Source organism: Streptomyces sp. NBC_01716 (assembly GCF_036248275.1).
GTDB lineage: Bacteria > Actinomycetota > Actinomycetes > Streptomycetales > Streptomycetaceae > Streptomyces.
Genome location: NZ_CP109181.1, coordinates 5,791,810 through 5,811,078 on the forward strand (window position 1 = coordinate 5,791,810; position 19,269 = coordinate 5,811,078).

Genomic DNA, 19,269 nt, shown 5'->3' on the forward strand with positions numbered 1-19,269 from the left:
TTCGACGTGGGCGCCGAGTTAGGCGCCGCACGAGCGCAGGAAGCGGCGCGTGCGCTCAGCGATCGGGAAGGGCTTGTCGGGTGGGCACGGATACATGTCCTGCTCGACGATGGCGAAGAGATCGACGCCCAGTTTCTGGGCCGCCGTCAGCACCGGTCCCAGCGCGGGCACTCCGGCCGGCGGCTCGCACATCACGCCCCGTCCGACGGCCGGCCCGAACGGTACTTCGCCCGCGATCACGTCGGCGAGGATCTCCGGATCCACCTGCTTGAGATGCAGATAGCCGATCCGCTCCCCGTAGGTCTCGATCAGCTTGACGCTGTCACCGCCGCAGTACGCGTAGTGCCCGGTGTCCAGACACAGTGACACCAGATCGGGATCGGTGGCGTCGAGGAAACGGCTGACGTTCTCCTCGCTGTCGATGTGGGTGTCGGCGTGCGGATGGACCACGATGTTCAGCCCGAAGCGGTCGCGCACCTCGCGGCCGAGCCGTTCGGTCTGGGTCGTCAGGTCCTGCCACTGCGCGGAGGTCAGCGTCCGGTTCTCCAGCACCTGCCCCGTCTTGTCGTCACGCCAGAAGGACGGAATGACGACCAGATGGTCCGCGCCCATCTCCCTGGTGAGCGCCGCGATGTCGGCGACATGCGCCCAGGTCGTGTCCCAGACGGCGGGGCCGTGGTGGAGTCCGGTGAACACGGTGCCCGCCGAGACCTTCAGACCGCGCGCGGCCGTCTCCTCGGCGAGGCGGGCCGGATCGGTGGGGAGGTAGCCGTAGGGGCCGAGTTCGATCCACTCGTATCCGGCCTCGGCCACTTCGTCGAGGAAACGCTGCCAGGGAACCTGCTGGGGATCGTCGGGGAACCACACGCCCCAGGAGTCAGGTGCCGACCCGACCCTGATGCGGTCCAGCGGGGGTACGGAGGAGGTCATGGCGGTCAGCCTCCCGGCCGTCCGAGAAGAGTGTCAAGCCTTCGTCCGAATGTAAGGACAAAACGTTGACAGAGGTCGGGAGGGAGCACTAGACCTGGGTCGGGCCGTCGAAACGAGGGGACGCGCATGCCTGAGCCGTACGACGTGATCACCATGGGGCGGATCGGCGTTGACCTCTATCCGCTGCGTACCGGAGTCCCGTTGGCACAGGTCGACACCTTCGGGAAGTTCCTCGGCGGTTCGGCGACGAATGTGGCCGTTGCCGCCGCCCGGCTCGGCCGTCGGAGCGCGGTCATCACCCGCACCGGACGGGACGCGTTCGGGGACTATCTCCACCACGCCCTGCGGGAGTTCGAGGTGGACGACCGGTGGGTGACACCGGTCGACCGGTGGCCCACCCCGGTGACGTTCTGCGAGATCTTTCCCCCGGACGACTTCCCGCTCTACTTCTACCGGCAGCCCAAGGCGCCCGATCTGGAGATCCACCCGGACGAGTTGGACCTGGACTCCATCCGGTCGGCACGGATCTTCTGGATGACGGGTACGGGCCTGTGCGAGGAGCCCAGCAGGGCCGCCACGCTGACGGCGCTGCGTACGCGCAGCGAGGCACGCGCACGCAACGCCGACGAGCGTCAGTCCGGGCAGCGGCCCGGAACCGCCGTCACCGTCTTCGATCTCGACTGGCGCCCGATGTTCTGGAAGGCACCGGGCGACGGCCCCGGCTCCGGCGCCCCGGCTTCCGAGGACTCCGCCCCCACCGGCGCGCCCGATGATCCGCGAGCCCTCATGGCCGTCGCCCGGCCCCTGTACGAGCAGGCCCTGCGCCACGCCACGGTCGCAGTCGGCAACCTGGACGAGTGCGAAGTCGCCGTCGGAGAGCGGGAACCGTACGCCGCCGCCCAAGCGCTCCTCGCCGCCGGACCCGAACTGGCCGTCGTCAAACAGGGCCCCAAGGGCGTTCTCGCCGTCCACCGCGACGGCACGACCGCCGAGGTGCCGCCCGTCCCCGTCGAGGTCGTCAACGGCCTCGGCGCCGGGGATGCCTTCGGCGGCGCCCTCTGCCACGGACTGCTGGCGGGCTGGGACCTGGAGCGCGTCATGCGGTACGCCAACGCCGCCGGTGCCATCGTCGCCGCCCGGCTCGCCTGCTCGTCCGCCATGCCGTACGCCAGGGAAGTCGTCCAGGTCCTCGGCGGCGGCCCCGTCCCCACGCCGGGAACGCTGCCCCCGGAGGCCGCCCTGTGACCCGAGTCGACGCGTCGGATCTCGTACGGATCCGTACGCACCACCCCGAGGCGGTCGCCGAGGCCGCCGCCCGCCGCAGCCGCCGCCCCCTGCTGCGCCCCGGCGGACGGCTGATGATCGTCGCGGCCGACCACCCGGCGCGTGGCGCCATGGCCGTCGGCAACCGCCGGCTGGCCATGGCCAACCGTGTCGACCTGCTGGAGCGTCTCTGCCTCGCGCTGTCCCGCCCCGGCGTGGACGGCGTCCTCGCCACCTCCGACATACTCGACGACCTGCTGCTCCTCGGCGCCCTGGAGGACCGCGTCGTCGTCGGTTCCATGAACCGAGGCGGCCTCGCCGGCGCCGCCTTCGAACTGGACGACCGCTTCACCGGTCACCGCGCCGAGGACATCGCCCGCCTCGGCTTCGACGCGGGCAAGCTGCTGCTGCGTATCGACTACGAGGACGAGCGCTCGGCGGACACCCTCCTGTCGGCCGCGCGCGCCGTGGACGCCATGGCGGAGCGCCGGCTGCCGGTCTTCGTCGAGCCGTTCATCTGCCGCCGCAGGGACGGACGGCTCAGCAACGACCTGACGGCCGAGGCGGTGACCCGCTCCATCGCCATCGCCTCCGGCCTCGGCGGCACCTCCGCGTACACCTGGCTGAAACTGCCCGTCACCGAGAATCCCGACGACATGGCCCGGGTGATGGAGACGTCCACCCTGCCCGCCGTCCTGCTCGGCGGTGAGATCGGCGACGACCAGGAGGGCGCGTACGAGAAGTGGCGCAAGGCGCTGCGCCTGCCCACGGTGCAGGGCCTGGTCGTGGGGCGCTCGCTCCTCTATCCGGTGGACGGCGACGTCGCGGCGGCGGTCGACACCGCCGTGGGCCTGTTGTAGGGGGCCCGGGGCCGGCGGACGGAGCGGCTGTAGGGGTCACGGGGAGAGTAGGCAGACGTGCGGAGGGATACGGAACGACCATGACGACGGACACCGACACCGGCTCGGACACCGGCTCCGACGGTGAGTTCCTGGAACGGCACGTGCGCGCGGGCAGCGCGGCGAACGGACCGTACGCGCTCGACATCGAGCCGCGCCGGGCCGGCTGGCTGCACAGCGCCCTGCGCGTCCTCGACCTGCCGCCCGGCGGTACACACACGCTGGACAGCGGGGGCAGTGAGTGGATCGTGCTTCCGCTCAACGGCGGTTGTACGGTGCACACGCAAGGCGAGATCTTTGAACTGCTGGGCAGAGAAAGCGTGTTCAGCTCCGTCACGGACTTCGCGTACGTTCCGCGTGACGCCCACGCCCAGATCGCCTCCGGTGCGGGAGGCCGCTTCGCCCTGGCAGGAGCGAAGTGCGAGCGACGACTCCCCGCTCGCTACGGCTCCGCACCGGAGGTTCCGGTCGAACTGCGGGGCAGCGGCAACTGTTCCCGCCAGGTCAACAACTTCGCCGCCGCCGACACCTTCGACTGCGACCGGCTGATCGCGGTCGAAGTCCTCACGCCCGGCGGCAACTGGTCGTCGTACCCGCCGCACAAGCACGACGAGAACCACCCCGGCGTCGAGTCGGAGCTGGAGGAGATCTACTACTTCGAGATCGAGGACGGCGGCCTCGGCTACCACCGCGTCTCGCCCTCCAGGCCCGGCGGTACGGATGTCCTCGCCGAGGTCCGGACCGGCGACACCGTCCTCATCCCCGACGGCTGGCACGGCCCCTCCATCGCCGCCCCCGGCCGCACCATGTACTACCTCAACGTGATGGCCGGACCGGGCGAGACCAGACAGTGGCTGATCCGCGACCACCCCGACCACGGCTGGATCCGCGACACCTGGCCCGGACAGGCGGTCGATCCCCGGCTGCCGATGTACGGAGCCCCGCGACAGCCGGCGCCGCAGCGACCGCCGAGCCACCCTCCTTATGAGGACAAGGACGAGGAGACCCACCGATGAGTACGCGCCGCCTCACCGTGGCCCAGGCGCTGATCGCCTTCCTGTCCCGCCAGTACACCGAACGCGACGGCAGCCGCCGCCGGCTGATCGACGCCACCTGGGGCATCTTCGGCCACGGGAACGTCGCGGGCATCGGCCAGGCGCTCGTCCAGGCCGGCCCGGACATGCCGTACTTCCAGGGCCGCAGCGAACAGGCCATGGTCCACGCCGCCGTCGGCTACGCCCGCCAGAGCAACCGCCTCTCCACCCACGCCGTGACCACCTCCATCGGCCCCGGCGCCACCAACCTCGTCACCGGCGCGGCCCTCGCCACCATCAACCGGCTGCCCGTGCTGCTGCTCCCCGGCGACATCTTCGCGACGCACCCCGCCGACCCCGTCCTCCAGCAGCTCGAAGTGCCCCACGCGGGCGACGTCTCCGTCAACGACGCGCTCCGCCCGGTGTCGAAGTACTTCGACCGCGTCTCGCGGCCGGAGGCGCTCATCCCGGCCGCGCTCGCGGCCATGCGGGTCCTCACCGACCCCGCCGAGACCGGCGCGGTGACCCTAGCCCTGCCGCAGGACGTACAGGCGGAGGCGTACGACTGGCCGGAGGAGTTCTTCGCCGAGCGCGTCTGGCGGGTCCGCAGGCAGGGCCCCGATCCGTACGAACTCGCCGACGCCGCCGAGGCCGTGCGCGCCGCGAGGCGTCCGCTGCTCGTGGCGGGCGGCGGCGTCCACCACAGCGCGGCCGAGGACGCATTGGCCGCCTTCGCGACGGCGACCGGCATCCCCGTCGCCTCCACCCAGGCAGGCAAGGGCTCCCTGCGCCACGACCATCCGGCGGACGTCGGCGCGATCGGCCACACCGGCACCGCCACCGCCGACGAACTGGCCCGCACCGCCGACCTGGTGATCGGCGTCGGCACCCGCTGGTCCGACTTCTCCACGGCGTCCGCGACGCTCTTCTCGAATCCGACCGTCCGTTTTCTCAACATCAACGTCACCGGCTTCGACGCCCACAAGCTCGCCGCCGCCCCCCTCGTCGCCGACGCCCGCACCGCCCTGGAAAAACTCACCGCGGCCCTCCCGGACCACCGCGTGGACGCCGCCTACGCCACCGAGTACGCGGAGGACAAGGAGCGCTGGGAGCACCGCGTCGACGCGGCCTTCGACACCTCGGAGGACCTGGTACGGCCCACCCAGCCACAGGTCCTCGGGCTGCTCGACGCGCTCGTCAGGGACGAGGACATCGTCATCAACGCGGCGGGATCGCTCCCCGGCGACCTCCACAAGCTGTGGCGCTCCCGCTCCCGCGACCAGTACCACGTCGAGTACGGCTATTCGTGCATGGGTTACGAGATTCCGGCCGCCATCGGCGTGATGCTGGCCGACCCGGGGCGCCCGGTCTGGGCACTGGTCGGCGACGGCACATATCTGATGAATCCCACCGAGATCGTCACCGCCGTCCAGGAACGCCTCCCACTGAAGCTGGTGATCCTTCAGAACCACGGCTACGCGTCGATCGGCGGTCTCTCCGAGTCCGTCGGGGCGGAACGGTTCGGTACGGCGTACCGCTTCCGGGAGGCCGACACCGTCGGCTCGCCGACCTACACGGGCGATCCCCTCCCGGTCGATCTCGCCGCCAACGCGGCCTCGCTCGGGATGCGCGTGATCCGCGCCAAGACCATCCGTGACCTGCGCGAAGCCCTTGTCCTCGCGCGCGCGTCCGACGTCCCCACATGTGTCTACGCGGAGACCGAAACGGCAGACACTGTGTCGGGCGCGCCCCCCGCGCAGGCGTGGTGGGATGTTCCCGTGGCCGAGACGGCGACCCGCGCGCCGGCGGTCACAGCACGCGAGGAGTACGACCGGAAAGCCGCCGCCCGCCGCCGCCACCTCTGACCGATGGACCCGAAGGAGCAGGCAATGAAGACCGTCAACCACTGGATCGGTGGCAAGACCGTCGAGGGCGCGTCGGGCAACTGGGGCCAGGTCACCGACCCGGCGACCGGCGCGGTCACCACACAGGTCGCGCTCGCCTCCGCGGAGGAGGTCGACGCCGCCGTCACGGTGGCGAAGGCCGCGTACGGCACCTGGGGCACGTCCTCCCTCTCCACGCGCACCGGCATCCTGTTCAGCTATCGCGCACTCCTCGACGCGCACCGTGACCAGATCGCCGCGCTGATCACCGCCGAGCACGGCAAGGTCCACTCCGACGCCCTGGGCGAGGTCGCGCGCGGGCTGGAGATCGTCGAGCTGGCCTGCGGGATCACCACCCAGCTCAAGGGCGAGCTGTCGACACAGGTCGCCAACCGGGTCGACGTCTCCTCGATCAGGCAGTCGCTGGGCGTCGTCGCCGGCATCACGCCCTTCAACTTCCCCGCGATGGTGCCGATGTGGATGTTCCCGCTCGCCATCGCCTGCGGCAACACCTTCGTACTGAAGCCGAGCGAGAAGGACCCGTCGGCGGCCAATCTGCTGGCCGAACTCGCCGCCGAGGCGGGCCTGCCGGACGGGGTCCTCAACGTCGTCCACGGCGACAAGGTGGCCGTCGACTCCCTCCTCGCACACCCGGACGTCGCTGCGGTCTCCTTCGTCGGCTCGACGCCGATCGCCCGCTACATCCACGCCACCGCCTCCGCCAACGGCAAGCGCGTCCAGGCCCTCGGCGGCGCCAAGAACCACATGCTGGTCCTCCCGGACGCCGACCTGGACGCGGCGGCGGACGCGGCCGTCTCGGCGGCGTACGGCTCCGCGGGCGAGCGCTGCATGGCCATCTCGGCGGTCGTCGCGGTGGGCGCCATCGGCGACGAACTCGTGAGCAAGATCCGCGAACGCGCCGAGAAGATCAAGATCGGCCCCGGCACCGACCCGGCCTCCGAGATGGGCCCGCTGATCACGGCCGCCCACCGCGACAAGGTCGCGTCGTACGTGACGGGCGCCGCCGCACAGGGCGCCGAAGTCGTCCTGGACGGCACCGGCCTGCGCGTCGAGGGGTACGAGGACGGCCACTGGATCGGCCTGTCCCTCCTCGACCACGTCTCGACCGACTCCGACGCCTACCGCGACGAGATCTTCGGCCCGGTGCTCTGTGTGCTGCGCACGGAGACGTACGACGACGGCGTCGCCCTCATGAACGCCTCACCGTTCGGCAACGGCACGGCGATCTTCACCCGCGACGGCGGCGCTGCCCGCCGCTTCCAACTGGAGGTCGAGGCGGGCATGGTCGGCGTGAACGTGCCGATCCCGGTGCCGGTGGGCTACCACTCCTTCGGTGGCTGGAAGGACTCGCTCTTCGGCGACCACCACATCTACGGCAACGACGGCGTGCACTTCTACACCCGCGGCAAGGTCGTCACAACCCGCTGGCCGGACCCGGCGGACGCCCCGTCGGGCGTGGACCTGGGCTTCCCCCGCAACCACTGACCCACCCAACTCCGCCGAGCGGCGCAGCTACCGTGCCGCAGCGACCAAGCCGGCCGATCGTCTCCAACAGACAGGCAGTCGCAGGAAGGGCCAAGGTTATTCGGTGCCAGTTCTGGCCTGGTGCAGCAGCTGAGCCACCAGCAGGGCGCCTCCCGTCGCCGCCCCTACCGCTCCCACAGCCAGGAAACTGCGGGGGGAGCGCCAGGACAGTACCGACCACCGCGATTGCGCGGAGAACAACGATCCTGTACTCAGCCACGACCCGGTGGAGATCAGCGACAGGGAGGACCCGATCGAGCCGACCGACAGGGCACTTCCGATCGAGCCGATCGACAAGACCGACCCGACGGACCCCACGGACAGCACCGATCCCACCGAGCCGATCGACAACACCGAGTCCTGAGACCACAACGAAAGCGCTGAAACTGAGGAGCGAGGGCGGACCGACCGTACGGACAGCTTTGTCATGAGGCCATTTTGCCCGCCGGTCGCTCTGTCTCAGGGTTGTTTGTCGATGACGCGGGTCTCGGGTGGGAATCTTCCGGCGTCTGGCTCAGGTGCCGCCCCGCATCCGGATTCAGGGAACGAGGTGGCCCCCGGCGCGGAACAGTTCGTACCACTCGGCCCGGGTGAGCTGGAGTTCGGAGCCCTGGGCGGCGCCCGCGACGCGCTCCGGGCTGGTGGTGCCGAGGACGACCTGCATCCGAGCGGGGTGGCGGGTGATCCAGGCGGTCGCGATCGCGATGGCGGGGACGTCGTACTTGCCGGCGAGGCGGTCGATAGCGGCGTTGAGCTCGGGGTAGTCCGGCGAGCCGAGGAAGACACCCGTGAAGAAACCGGCCTGGAAGGGAGACCACGCCTGGATGGTGATGTCGTTCAGCCGGCAGTAGTCCACGATCCCGCCGCCGTCGAGGGTGGCCGACTGCCGTTCTGCGAGCATGTTCGCAGCGACCCCTTGAGCGATGATCGGCGCGTGTGTGATCGAGAGCTGAAGCTGGTTGGCCACGATGGGCTGACGCACGTACTTGCGCAGCAGGTCGATCTGGCGTGAGGTCTGGTTCGAGACACCGAAGGCGCGCACCTTGCCCGAGGATTCGAGCTCATCGAAGGCGCGGGCAACCTCTTCGGGCTCGACAAGCGCGTCGGGGCGGTGCAGCAGCAGGATGTCGATGCGGTCGGTCCGCAGGGCCGCGAGTGAGCCCTCGACCGATTTGACGATGTGTTCGTAAGAGAAGTCGTAGTACGGCCCGTCCGTCACGATTCCCGCTTTGGTCTGGATCGTGATCTCGTCGCGCTGCGACGGGGTCAGTGCCATCGCGTCGGCGAAGCGCCGTTCACAACCGTGCAGCTCGCCGCCGTAGACGTCGGCGTGGTCAACGAAGTCGATGCCCGTATCGCGCGCGGTGCGGACGAGTTCGCGGACGTCGTCGTCCGTCTTGTCGGCGATACGCATCAGGCCGAGTACGACGTTCGGCGCGAGGATGTCGGTGCCGGGCATGGTGAAGGTCTTCACGACGGCTTTCCTTTCGGGTGTTCAGATCTGCGCGGTACAAACGGGGTCACCTTAGAGGGCGGAGGATCCATCGGTGCCGAGCAGCGCGCTGTGGCGCTACGCCGATGAGGCCCCCGAAGCCGTGTCCCCCTGCTCCGCGATCGACCGCCTGAAACCGGCGTGCCGGGCAAGTCGAGTTCTCGCCATGCTATGTGCGCAAGCCGGGAGGAGCGGCAGTATGGAAGGCATGACGGACATGGTGAATTCAGCCCAGGCCGAGGCGTGGAACGGCTATGAGGGCAGGCACTGGGCAGAGCACCAAGATCGGTACGACAATCTGAACGATGCCGCCAATGCTCCGCTGCTCGAAGCGGCCGGCATAAAGGAGGGTGATCGGGTCCTCGATGTCGGGTGTGGGAACGGTCGGGTCACCCGGCTCGCCGCGCGCCGGGGGGCTCGGGCCGTCGGGATCGATCTGTCGGCGCCCATGCTGGCGCGGGCCAGGGAGTCCGCGGTGGCGGAGGAGGTCGAGGACGTCACGTTCGTTCAGGGCGACGCGCAGGTGTACGACTTCGAGGAGGAGTCCTTCGATATCGCCGTGAGCCGCTTCGGGGTGATGTTCTTCGCCGATCCCGCAGCCGCGTTCCGCAACATCGGCAATGCGTTACGGCCTGGTGGACGGCTCGCCTTCGTCTGTCCGCAGTCGTTCAGCCTCATGGACCAGGCGGTGATCTTCGCAGCGATCGGCACCCAGGTCACCCTGCCCGCCGTCAACGAGGACAGCAGGCACCAGCCTGCCTCCTTCGCCGACCCCGCGCACACCGAGCGGGTCCTCAGCGAGGCGGGTTTCAAGGGAATCGGGCTGCGTGCCCTGGCGCTGACCCAGCACTGGGGCAAGGACGCCTCCGACGCCTCCGCGTTCCTCATGGGATGGGGGCCGCTGCAACACTGGCTGACCCTGGCCGATGCCGACGAGCGGACGCGTACGCGCGCGCACGATGCGGCGACGGAAGCCTTCCACGCCTTCGAGACCCGGCAGGGGGTACATCTGACCAGCCGTCTGTGGCTCGTCACCGCCGAGCGGCCCTAGGCCCTGTCCGGGAACTCCCAGGTCAGCATCGCGAAGCGACCCTCGTCACGCGCACCGGCCGCGCGGTAGGTCGCCAGTGCCGGATCGTTGTCGGTGTCCACGCCCACCCACATGTCGTAGCAGCCGCGCTCGCGCGCGATGTCCGCCAGAGCGTCCGTCAGTGCCCGTCCGATGCCCCGCCGCCGGTACGGCTCGTCCACCGACAGCTCGTACAGGCACATTTCGCCCCCCTTGTCCGGATGCAGCATCTCGATGCCGGAGACGAATCCAGCCGGGACCCCTTCCACATAAGCCATCAGCAGCAGATGACCCGGAGCGGCGAGAAAGCGCTCCGCCCACTCGGGCCGCGGCGGGCTGTCGTACAGATGCTGGGCGGCGACGAGTTCGGCGACCGTCGTCGCTCGGCGGATCTCCATGCCGGTCATATGGCTCGTCTCCCTCGTGCGTCGGCGGGCGCGTGAACCCCTACGGAGCCTCGGGGGCCGCGTACCGCGCCCGGTGTACGGCGACGCTACCGCGTACTCCCCGAGGAGGTTCCTGAGTTCCGACCGGTGTAAGCGCGGGCGGCTCGCGGTGCCGTTTAGGGTTCAAGGATGGAGATCCCAACCCCCCGGCGGCCACGGCTGCGCAAACGATGGCTCGCGGGCATGGCCGCGGCTGCCGTGCTCGTCGGCGCCGGCACCTGGTCCGCCGTCGCCTCGGACAGCGCGCCGACCGTGCACCGAGCCGACCAGATGATGGAGATGCCCGGCGCCAGGATCGACACCTCGTACTTCACCGCGGGTGACGGCGGCGGCGACAACCGCAGGCCGGCGGTCCTGCTCGGCCACGGGTTCGGGGGCAGCAAGAACGACGTAAGGAAGCAGGCCGAGAAGCTCGCGCGCGACGGATTCGCCGTGCTGACCTGGTCCGCACGGGGATTCGGGAAGTCCACCGGCAAGATCGGACTCAACGACCCGGCCCACGAGGTCAAAGACGTCTCCCGGATGATCGACTGGCTCGCCGAGCGTCCCGAGGTCCAGCTCGACGCCGACGGCGACCCGCGCGTCGGCATGAGCGGAGCCTCCTACGGAGGAGGCATCGCGCTGCTCGGCGCGGGATACGACCCGCGCGTCGACGCGATAGCGCCGGTGATCACCTACTGGAATCTCGCCGACTCCCTCTTCCCCAACGGCGTCTTCAAGAAGCTCTGGGCCGGGATCTTCTTCTCCACCGGCGGTGGCTGCGACACCTTCGAGAAGCAGCTCTGCGAGATGTACGAGCGGGTCGCCGTCGCCGGGAAGCCCGACGCGGCGGCCGGTGAACTCCTCGCGGAGCGCAGCCCGTCCGCGATCGGCGACCGCATCAAGGTGCCGTCGCTGATCATCCAGGGGCAGACCGACTCCCTCTTCCCGCTCGGCCAGTCCGATGTCATGGCGAAGACGATCAAAGCCAACGGCGCCCCTGTCTCCGTCGACTGGATGGCCGGTGGCCACGACAGCGGAACCGCCGAGACCGGCCGCATCGAGAGCCGTATCTCCTCCTGGTTCGACCGCTATCTCAAGAAGGACACCGGCACCGACACCGGGCCCGCCTTCCGCGTCAGCAGGACCGGCGGCGTCGACTCGACCGACGGCCAGGCGCTGTTGAGAGGCGCGACCAGCGACAGCTATCCCGGGCTGAGGAGCGGGACGACGGACGTCCCGCTGTCAGGCTCCCCGCAGTCGTTCGAGAATCCCGCGGGTGCGAGCCCGCCCGCCATTTCCACCGTGCCGGGACTCGGCGGCGGACTGTCCCAGCTGACGACGTTCGGTCTCGGCATCGCCCTGGACTTCCCCGGGCAGTACGCCCGCTTCGACTCCGCGCCGCTCGACCGCTCGCTCCAGGTCACCGGCTCACCGACCGTCCGGGTCGGCGTCAAGGCCGACACCGACGACGCCGTGCTCTTCGGCAAGGTCTACGACGTCGGGCCCGACGGCCGCCAGCAGGTACTGCCCTCACAACTCGTGGCCCCCATCCGGGTCGACGGCGTCAAGGAGGGCAGCGGCAGGACCGTCGACGTGACGCTGCCGGCCATCGACCACAAGGTGGAGGCCGGGCACCGGCTGCGGGTCGTCTTCGCCGCGACCGACCTCGCCTACGCCTCTCCGGCCGCCCCGGCCACCTACACCGTCACCGTGGACGGCGACCTGTCCGTACCCAGGGCGCCCGCCCTCGCCACCGCCGCGCCGACCCTCGCCTGGTGGGTCTGGGGCCTGCCGCTGGCGGGTGCGCTGATCGCCGCGGTGCTGCTGCTCACCGCGCGCCGCCGCGTCAGTGCTCCGGCACCCGACCCGGCACTGGCCGACGTACCGCTTCAGATCACGGACCTGTCGAAGCGCTACGCCAAGTCCGCGGACCGCTATGCCGTACGGGACCTCTCCTTCCGTGTCGAGAAGGGTCAGGTGCTCGGGCTCCTCGGCCCGAACGGCGCGGGCAAGACCACGACCCTGCGCATGCTGATGGGCCTCATCACCCCCGACGGGGGAGACATCCGGGTCTTCGGGCACTCCATCAGGCCCGGCGCCCCGGTCCTGTCCCATGTCGGTGCCTTTGTCGAGGGCGCGGGCTTCCTGCCGCACCTGTCCGGGCGGGACAACCTGGAGCTGTACTGGCGGGCGACCGGCCGTCCCGCCGAGGACTCGCACATCGAGGAGGCCCTGGAGATCGCCGGACTCGGCGACGCCCTCGCCCGCGCCGTACGCACCTACTCGCAGGGCATGCGGCAGCGCCTCGCGATCGCACAGGCGATGCTCGGCCTGCCGGACCTTCTCATCCTGGACGAGCCGACCAACGGCCTCGACCCGCCGCAGATCCGCGAGATGCGCGACGTGATGATCCGCTACGCGGCCAACGGCCGGACCGTCATCGTCTCCAGCCATCTCCTCTCCGAGGTCGAACAGACCTGTACGCACCTGGTGGTCATGGACCGCGGCAGGCTCGTCCAGGCGGGTCCCGTCGCCGAGATCACCGGCTCCGGCGACACCGTGCTGGTCACCACGAACGGACAGGTGCCCGACCCGGTGGTCGACAAGATCGCCGCCATGTCCGGGATCGCGTCGGCCATCCGTACGGACGAGGGGCTGCTCGTACATCTCGACGGGGCCAGCACCAACACCCTGGTCGCCGAACTCATGCGGCTGGACGTGGCGCTGACCGGCGTCGGACCGCACCGTCGTCTGGAGGACGCCTTCCTCACTCTCATCTCAGGAGCCTCCGCATGAGCACGCTGACCGAATCGGCTCCGGGCTACCGGGCGGGCCGCACCCTCCCGTTCGGTGTCGAACTCGTACGACAGCTCAAGCGCAGACGGACGATCGCGATGGGCGGAGTGCTCGCCGCCCTGCCCTTCGTGCTGATCGTGGCCTTCGCCATCGGCGGGACGCCGGGAGGCGACGAGGGGGGTGGCGGGGGCGGCAGCCGGCTGAACCTGATGGACACCGCGACCTCGTCCGGCGCCAACTTCGCCGCCACCTGCCTCTTCGTCTCCGCGGGCTTCCTTCTGGTCGTGCCCGTCGCGCTCTTCTGCGGGGACACCGTGGCCTCCGAGGCGAGCTGGTCCTCGCTCCGCTATCTCCTCGCCGCTCCCGTGCCGCGTGCCCGCCTCCTCTGGAGCAAGCTGGCGGTGGCGCTCTCGATGAGTCTGGCGGCGATGGTGCTGCTGCCGCTCGTCGGGCTTGCGGCGGGCACCGCCGCGTACGGCTGGGGGCCGCTGGAGCTGCCCACCGGGGGGTCCCTGGCGACGGCGGACGCCGTGCCACGGCTGGCGATCGTGGTCGGTTTCATCTTCGTCTCCCAACTGGTCACCGCCGGCCTCGCCTTCTGGCTCTCCACGAAGACCGACGCCCCGCTCGGTGCGGTCGGCGGCGCGGTCGGTCTGACGATCATCGGCAATGTCCTGGACCAGGTGACGGCGCTGGGGAATTGGCGGGACTTCCTGCCGGCGCACTGGCAGTTCGCCTGGGCGGACGCGCTCCAGCCCCAGTTGGAGTGGAGCGGCATGCTGAAGGGGTCGGCGATCTCGGTGACGTACGCCCTGGTGCTCTTCGCGCTCGCGTTCAGGAAGTTCTCCCGCAAGGACATCGTGAGCTGAGCGCCCGGCCGCGTTCATACCCAGCCCCGACGAGCCGCTTCCGCCCCCGCGCGGAAGCGGCTCGTCGTGCCTAGGGCGGTGAGCAGCTCGCCGACCCGACGGCTGTACGTACGGGGCGACATGCCCAGCCGCGCTGCCGCCGCCTCGTCGGTGAGCCCGCACAACATGGCATCGAGGACGGGCCGTAACCGCTGGGGGAGGACGCCCGGTTCGAGGTCCGCGTCGTGTCCGGTCTCCGCGTCGACAGGCGCCGGGCCCGTCACCGGGTCACGGAGCGCACCCTCCGGCGGGTCCGCCGCCACGTGAACATCCTCGCCGCTGTCCCACCAGTGCTGATGGATACGGACCAGGGCCCCGACGACGACGGGGTCCCGGATCAACAGGACCCCGTTGAAGTGGAGATCGAAGTCGAGGGGGACCGCGGCCGTCGTACGGTCCACGAGGACCATCTTGAACGGGATCGACTCCGTCTGCCGCGCGCCGCAGGCCAGGGCGCGCAGCGCGGGCGGCAGCACCGCCAGGCTGCGGCGCGGCACGATCCGGCGGACGGTGAGTGGAAGCGCGGGCAGGGGAGCGGTACCGCTGCCGGAGACCGCCGAGCTTTCGGAGCCGTCTTCTCCCTCGGAGCCCGCTCCGGAGCCGGCATCGGCGTGCGTCTCCGCTTGGGTCTCGTGCCGCGCCTGCGGGGCCGCCCGTTCCGCGGCAGCGCGTACGCACTCGGTGGCGAACTCCAGGAACGGCGACGGGAGGCACTTCCCCATCGAACTGCCCGGATCGTCGAACGCCAGCAATTCCTGACGCGCGGAACGGACGAGCGCCGCCAGCGCGGCGGCCACCTGGTGGGTGCCGCGGACCGGCCGGCCCGCCGGTCGGAGAGCCTCCACCGTGTCCCTCGCGTCCCCCCGCAGTGTGCTTCTCGTCGGCGCCGACCTGTCGAGTACCGAACCTGGAACATGTGCCACGGCCGACCACCCCCGCCGTCCCCTTGGAGCCGTACGCCACTTAATGTACCCATGAGACTGCGCACCGTGACAAGGCCAGTTCAGAGAGTGGCGACTCCATGCCAACGTGGTCGATTCACGCATCAACGGCGCGGGTCGGTATACGACTTCACGCGATGACGGCGGAGACGACCGGGCGGTGACCTGCGACTCCCCTGGCCCGTTGCCGCATCGAGATTCATCCGCAACCTCCGGTGGCGGTCCGGCCGGCCCTCTCGGCCGTCACATCCACAAGTGCTGACGATTCCAGGGGGGACCGTGACGAAGCTCCGAACGAGGACGAAACTCCACACGCGGACGTATCGAGGAGCGCTGGTCGCGCTGCTGGCCGGCGGTCTGCTGCTCACCGGCTGCTCGGGCGACGACGGACAGAACACGAAGGCGATCGACGCGTCGGCCCGCGACGCACCCGGCACGGGAGCGGGCGCGGGGTCAGCGGCGGGCTCCGGTGCCGCCGGCCCGGCCGACGGGGTCGAACAGGGCGAGGGGCAGCGGGACGGAGAACAGAAACAGCGGGACGACCAACCGGAAGGGCGGTTCGCACCCGAGCCGGACTACCTGTCGACGTTCGCCCTCGACGTGGACACCGCCTCCTACGGATACGCGCTCCGCACCCTCGGCGAGGGACGGTTGCCGGACCCGGGCACCGTGCGGCCCGAGGAGTTCGTCAACAGCTTCCGCCAGGACTACGAGCGTCCCGAGGGCGACGGCTTCTCCGTCACGGTCGACGGCGCCGCCGCGCCGGGAGCGGACGACGACTGGTCCCTCATGCGCGTCGGGCTGGCCACCCGCCAGGCCGACCACAAGGGCGAACGCCCGCCTGCCGCACTGACGTTCGTCATCGACATCTCCGGCTCCATGGCCGAGCCCGGCCGCCTCGACCTCGTCAAGGAATCACTCGGCATCCTTACGGACGAGCTGGGCGGCGACGACTCGATCGCTCTGGTGACCTTCAGCGACCAGGCCGAGACCCGGCTGCCGATGACTCGTGTCGCCGACAGCCGCTCCCGGATCCACGACGTCATCGAGGAGCTGGAACCCGCCCAGTCGACCAACGTCGGGGCAGGCGTCGAGACCGGCTACGACGAGGCCGTGGAGGGCCGCAGGAGCGGCGCGACCAACCGGGTCGTCCTGCTGTCGGACGCGCTGGCCAACACCGGCGAGACGCAGGCGGACGCGATCCTCGAACGCATCGAGGACGAGCGGACCGAGCACGGCATCACCCTCTTCGGCGTCGGGGTCGGCAGCGACTACGGCGACGCCCTGATGGAGCAGCTGGCCGACAAGGGCGACGGACACACGACGTACATCTCCGACAGGGAACAGGCCAGGAAGGTCTTCGTCGACCAGCTCCCCATGAACGTCGAACTGCGCGCCAGGGACGCCAAGGCGCAGGTCGCGTTCGACAGCGGCGCGGTCGAGCGCTTCCGGTTGATCGGCTACGAGAACAGGGCTGTCGCCGACGAGGACTTCCGGAACGACCGGGTGGACGGCGGCGAGGTCGGTCCCGGGCACACGGTGACGGCGCTGTACGCGGTCAAGCTGCGGCCCGGCGCGAGCGGTGAGGTGGCCAAGGCGACGGTGCGCTGGCTGGACCCCGGGACCCGGGCACCGCGCGAGCGGTCGGGCTCGATCGGCGTGAGCGCGGTCGACGCCCGGCTCTGGGGTGACGCCGAGCCGCGGCTTCAGGTCACGGCCGTCGCCGCGTACTTCGCGGAGTCCCTTCGGGGAGAGTCCGCGGACGGAGACGCGATGTCCTACGAAGGTCTGCCCGGTGCACCCGGTCTCGGTGAACTGGAGAAGCGGGCGCGGACGTTGGCCGCCTCCACGGAGGACGGATCGGTGAAGGAGCTGGCGGAGGCGATCGGTCAGGCGAGCCGCGCGCGGGGCTGAACGCGCGCTGTTCCCAGGGCCGGGCACCGCCGGAGGTCCGGCCCTGGGAACAGCTGCGGGAGCGGCCCGGGGCCAGTCCCGGAGTGGCCCCCGCAGAAGTCGTGCGGCTGCGCGGTGAGACCTCCGCGGGATGCCCGCGAAAACGGTGCTGCGCCGCCCCTCGCGACGCGCCATGATGTGCGGCATGGCCTCTGTCCTGCTCGCGCTCGCCGTCATCTTCACCGGTCTGTACGCCGGGATGATGCTCATCTTCCTCACCGGGATCATGCCCGCGTTGGCGCGGCTGACGGACGGGCAGTTCGTCGTGGCCATGCGCCGGCTCAACGAGGAGGTCCCGCGCGGGCTGTTCCTGCTCGTGTTCCTCGCCGAGGTGGCCTTCCCGATCGCGGCGCTCGCTGTTCCCGTCGACGACCGCTCGGACACCCATCTGTGGCTGCTGGTGGCCGGGTTGGTCTGCGTGGTCGTCAACCACCTCGTCACCATCGCCGGTAACATCCCGCTCAACAACGCCCTGGCGTCCTCCGAGTCGGCACCCGAGACCCACCCCGACTCCGCCGTGCGCGAGGCCTTCGAGAGCCGCTGGAACCGCTTCCACGCCGTCCGCACCCTCTTCGCCGTCGCGGGGTTCGCGCTGATCGTCAGCGCCTCGCTGTCGTGACGGTGAACAGCCCCACCGACTCCCGCCGACTGGCGACTTCCGTGAACCCGGCCTGAGCGGCCCACTGTTCGGCCAGCTCCACGGGCCGGCACTTCATCTCCCACAGAACGCCCTCACGGTTCGGCAGTACGTTCGCGATGAACTCCAGCTGAGGGTGGTGGGTCTGGGTCGTGAAGACCAGCACGCCGCCCGGTGCGAGCAACTCTCGCAGCCGCGCCACCGACGCGGCGATGACGGCGTCGTCCAGAAGCAGTTCGTAGAGACCCGAGACGACAATGACGTCGGGCGCGGGGGAGCCGGGGGCCGGGGCGAGGGCGTCTCCGTAGACGTACGAGATCCCCGTCAGCCCTCGCTCGGCCGCCTGGCGCTCTCCCTGCGCGAGACCCGCGCGGTCCATGTCGCGGCACTCGACGTGCAGGGAGCCGGGCGCGTACTCGGCGAGCAGGTCCTGGACGTAGCGTCCGGGCCCGGACGCCACGTCCAGTACGCGCAGACCACCGTTCGCACCACCGTCGGCGCCACCGCGCCGCGCGATCTCCTTACGGAGGACGTCTTTCAGCAGCTCGCGGCGGGCCCGGATCGCGCGCCATCCGACGGCGTTCAGATATACGCGGTCGATGAGGTGTCCCACGACGGGAAAGCCGCCGGCCTTGTTGACGTACACGTAGTCCAGCATCGATCCGCTGTCGAAGCCGTGCCGGAATCCGATGCGGATCCCGGCACTCGCCCGCCCGACGGTGCCGAGGAGTACGCGCATCGCCGCCCACCGCGCGCGGTTGAGCGGACCGGTCCGCTTGCGAGGGGTCAGGTTCGGGTGGCTTTGGGGTTCCTGGGTCGTGCTCGTCTTCGTCATGCGCAACAGCGTCGGCCCGGAGTGCGGGCCTCGGTATCCGCGCGGCTACTCGGGCGGCGCGTGAGTAGTTCTGCGTACGCTCCACTCGAAACTGCCCCGGCACACCAGCACACCCGCCGAGTCGACGACCTCGGTGCGTGTGGTCACGCGGGCCCTGTCCGTCTCGCGGGCCAGGACGGGACGCAGCGCGCGCGACGCCTCGTCGTCCAGGCGGCATGTCGCCACGAGCCTGCCGCGCGCCGGCGCGAGGAACTCCAAGGAGGCCTGCGCGCCGAGCGGTACGACCCCCTGGAACGCGTCCTCGCTCTCCCCGGCGGCGATGATCGCGGCGAGTCCGGCCGCGTCGATCAGTGCGGCCAGCCCGCCCGAGTGCAGCGAGCCGATCACGTTCGTCAACTCGTGGGGCGTGGTCAGCGCGACCTCCGCCGCGCCGTCGGCCGCACGCAGCACCTCGATACCGGCCGTTCGATGGGCCGGTACGGGCTCCAGAAGGGCGCGGGCCTGCTCGGTGACATCCACAACGAACCAGGCTGCCCGACGGGGGCCCGAGCGGGGCGACGGTGACATGACGAGCGGGCGAAATCATGGAGGGTACGGTGCGACGGTGGCCGCTCCTGTGACCGGCGGCGACAGCGAGGCGACACCGACCGGCTCCG

The 19,269-nt window shown here is 70.4% G+C and carries 17 protein-coding genes; 10 read left to right on the forward strand and 7 right to left on the reverse strand.

Going from position 1 to position 19,269, the window contains the following annotated elements:
- Positions 1-18: 18 nt before the first annotated feature.
- Positions 19-930, reverse strand: a complete 912-nt coding sequence (locus tag OIE74_RS25580; RefSeq protein WP_329387498.1) for a sugar phosphate isomerase/epimerase family protein — start codon at positions 928-930, stop codon at positions 19-21.
- Between the two features lie 126 nt (positions 931-1,056).
- On the opposite strand from OIE74_RS25580, the gene iolC reads away from it, so the two are divergent.
- The 5 genes from iolC to OIE74_RS25605 all read left to right on the forward strand — a co-directional run bounded on the left by iolC (position 1,057) and on the right by OIE74_RS25605 (position 7,515).
- Positions 1,057-2,175 (forward strand): 5-dehydro-2-deoxygluconokinase, encoded by a 1,119-nt coding sequence (iolC, locus tag OIE74_RS25585; RefSeq protein ID WP_329387501.1) that lies wholly within the window; start codon positions 1,057-1,059, stop codon positions 2,173-2,175.
- Positions 2,172-3,053: a Cgl0159 family (beta/alpha)8-fold protein gene (locus OIE74_RS25590; protein WP_329387503.1), complete on the forward strand. Its 882-nt coding sequence runs from the start codon at positions 2,172-2,174 to the stop codon at positions 3,051-3,053. The genes iolC and OIE74_RS25590 overlap by 4 nt, the downstream gene beginning before the upstream one ends.
- Positions 3,054-3,133: 80 nt before the next feature.
- Positions 3,134-4,108, forward strand: a complete 975-nt coding sequence (iolB, locus tag OIE74_RS25595) for a 5-deoxy-glucuronate isomerase (RefSeq protein WP_329387505.1) — start codon at positions 3,134-3,136, stop codon at positions 4,106-4,108.
- Positions 4,105-5,991, forward strand: a complete 1,887-nt coding sequence (gene iolD / locus OIE74_RS25600; protein WP_329387506.1) for a 3D-(3,5/4)-trihydroxycyclohexane-1,2-dione acylhydrolase (decyclizing) — start codon at positions 4,105-4,107, stop codon at positions 5,989-5,991. The genes iolB and iolD overlap by 4 nt, the downstream gene beginning before the upstream one ends.
- A gap of 24 nt (positions 5,992-6,015) precedes the next feature.
- Positions 6,016-7,515 carry a CoA-acylating methylmalonate-semialdehyde dehydrogenase gene (locus OIE74_RS25605; protein ID WP_329387508.1) on the forward strand — a complete coding sequence of 500 codons (1,500 nt, stop codon included), beginning with the start codon at positions 6,016-6,018 and terminating at the stop codon, positions 7,513-7,515.
- A gap of 96 nt (positions 7,516-7,611) precedes the next feature.
- Here the strand turns inward: OIE74_RS25605 and OIE74_RS25610 are convergent, their stop codons facing one another.
- Together OIE74_RS25610 and OIE74_RS25615 are read right to left on the reverse strand one after the other, a co-directional pair.
- Positions 7,612-7,983 (reverse strand): hypothetical protein, encoded by a 372-nt coding sequence (locus OIE74_RS25610; protein WP_329387510.1) that lies wholly within the window; start codon positions 7,981-7,983, stop codon positions 7,612-7,614.
- Positions 7,984-8,092: 109 nt separating this feature from the next.
- A complete protein-coding gene (locus OIE74_RS25615; RefSeq protein ID WP_329387512.1) occupies positions 8,093-9,028 on the reverse strand; it encodes an aldo/keto reductase in 936 nt (311 codons plus the stop codon).
- Between the two features lie 73 nt (positions 9,029-9,101).
- On the opposite strand from OIE74_RS25615, the gene OIE74_RS25620 reads away from it, so the two are divergent.
- Entirely contained in the window at positions 9,102-10,097 is a 996-nt protein-coding gene (locus OIE74_RS25620) for a class I SAM-dependent methyltransferase (RefSeq protein WP_329387513.1), read from the forward strand.
- Here OIE74_RS25620 and OIE74_RS25625 read toward each other — a convergent pair.
- Positions 10,094-10,513, reverse strand: a complete 420-nt coding sequence (locus tag OIE74_RS25625; protein WP_329392440.1) for a GNAT family N-acetyltransferase — start codon at positions 10,511-10,513, stop codon at positions 10,094-10,096. The two genes, OIE74_RS25620 and OIE74_RS25625, sit on opposite strands and share 4 nt — an antisense overlap.
- Before the next feature lie 177 nt (positions 10,514-10,690).
- Here OIE74_RS25625 and OIE74_RS25630 point away from each other — a divergent pair, with 177 nt between their 5' ends.
- Both OIE74_RS25630 and OIE74_RS25635 read left to right on the forward strand, forming a co-directional pair.
- Positions 10,691-13,339, forward strand: coding sequence for an alpha/beta fold hydrolase (locus OIE74_RS25630; RefSeq protein ID WP_329387515.1), 2,649 nt, complete (start codon positions 10,691-10,693; stop codon positions 13,337-13,339).
- Positions 13,336-14,208 carry an ABC transporter permease gene (locus OIE74_RS25635; RefSeq protein ID WP_329387517.1) on the forward strand — a complete coding sequence of 291 codons (873 nt, stop codon included), beginning with the start codon at positions 13,336-13,338 and terminating at the stop codon, positions 14,206-14,208. Before OIE74_RS25630 ends, OIE74_RS25635 begins: the two co-directional genes overlap by 4 nt.
- A gap of 14 nt (positions 14,209-14,222) precedes the next feature.
- Here OIE74_RS25635 and OIE74_RS25640 read toward each other — a convergent pair whose 3' ends face one another.
- A complete protein-coding gene (locus OIE74_RS25640) occupies positions 14,223-15,092 on the reverse strand; it encodes a helix-turn-helix transcriptional regulator (RefSeq protein ID WP_329387518.1) in 870 nt (289 codons plus the stop codon).
- A gap of 375 nt (positions 15,093-15,467) precedes the next feature.
- Between OIE74_RS25640 and OIE74_RS25645 the strand changes: the two genes are divergently transcribed.
- Together OIE74_RS25645 and OIE74_RS25650 are read left to right on the forward strand one after the other, a co-directional pair.
- Complete coding sequence (locus tag OIE74_RS25645) at positions 15,468-17,102, forward strand: YfbK domain-containing protein (RefSeq protein ID WP_443076227.1); 1,635 nt, start codon at positions 15,468-15,470, stop codon at positions 17,100-17,102.
- 184 nt (positions 17,103-17,286) lie between these two features.
- Complete coding sequence (locus OIE74_RS25650) at positions 17,287-17,760, forward strand: anthrone oxygenase family protein (RefSeq protein ID WP_329387520.1); 474 nt, start codon at positions 17,287-17,289, stop codon at positions 17,758-17,760.
- Here the strand turns inward: OIE74_RS25650 and OIE74_RS25655 are convergent.
- Positions 17,741-18,613, reverse strand: coding sequence for a class I SAM-dependent methyltransferase family protein (locus OIE74_RS25655; protein WP_329387523.1), 873 nt, complete (start codon positions 18,611-18,613; stop codon positions 17,741-17,743). The two genes, OIE74_RS25650 and OIE74_RS25655, sit on opposite strands and share 20 nt — an antisense overlap.
- A 45-nt stretch (positions 18,614-18,658) precedes the next feature.
- Positions 18,659-19,132, reverse strand: a complete 474-nt coding sequence (locus tag OIE74_RS25660; RefSeq protein WP_329387525.1) for a PaaI family thioesterase — start codon at positions 19,130-19,132, stop codon at positions 18,659-18,661.
- Positions 19,133-19,269 lie beyond the last annotated feature (137 nt).

Bases quoted from the DNA above. Each gene is read 5' to 3' on its own strand.
- OIE74_RS25655 (WP_329387523.1), bottom strand. From the start codon at position 18,613: ATGACGAAGACGAGCACGACCCAGGAACCCCAAAGCCACCCGAACCTG.
- OIE74_RS25635 (WP_329387517.1), top strand. From the start codon at position 13,336: ATGAGCACGCTGACCGAATCGGCTCCGGGCTACCGGGCGGGCCGCACC.
- iolB (WP_329387505.1), top strand. From the start codon at position 3,134: ATGACGACGGACACCGACACCGGCTCGGACACCGGCTCCGACGGTGAG.
- OIE74_RS25605 (WP_329387508.1), top strand. From the start codon at position 6,016: ATGAAGACCGTCAACCACTGGATCGGTGGCAAGACCGTCGAGGGCGCG.
- OIE74_RS25610 (WP_329387510.1), bottom strand. From the start codon at position 7,983: ATGACAAAGCTGTCCGTACGGTCGGTCCGCCCTCGCTCCTCAGTTTCA.
- OIE74_RS25625 (WP_329392440.1), bottom strand. From the start codon at position 10,513: ATGGAGATCCGCCGAGCGACGACGGTCGCCGAACTCGTCGCCGCCCAG.
- iolC (WP_329387501.1), top strand. From the start codon at position 1,057: ATGCCTGAGCCGTACGACGTGATCACCATGGGGCGGATCGGCGTTGAC.
- OIE74_RS25630 (WP_329387515.1), top strand. From the start codon at position 10,691: ATGGAGATCCCAACCCCCCGGCGGCCACGGCTGCGCAAACGATGGCTC.
- OIE74_RS25580 (WP_329387498.1), bottom strand. From the start codon at position 930: ATGACCTCCTCCGTACCCCCGCTGGACCGCATCAGGGTCGGGTCGGCA.
- OIE74_RS25650 (WP_329387520.1), top strand. From the start codon at position 17,287: ATGGCCTCTGTCCTGCTCGCGCTCGCCGTCATCTTCACCGGTCTGTAC.
- iolD (WP_329387506.1), top strand. From the start codon at position 4,105: ATGAGTACGCGCCGCCTCACCGTGGCCCAGGCGCTGATCGCCTTCCTG.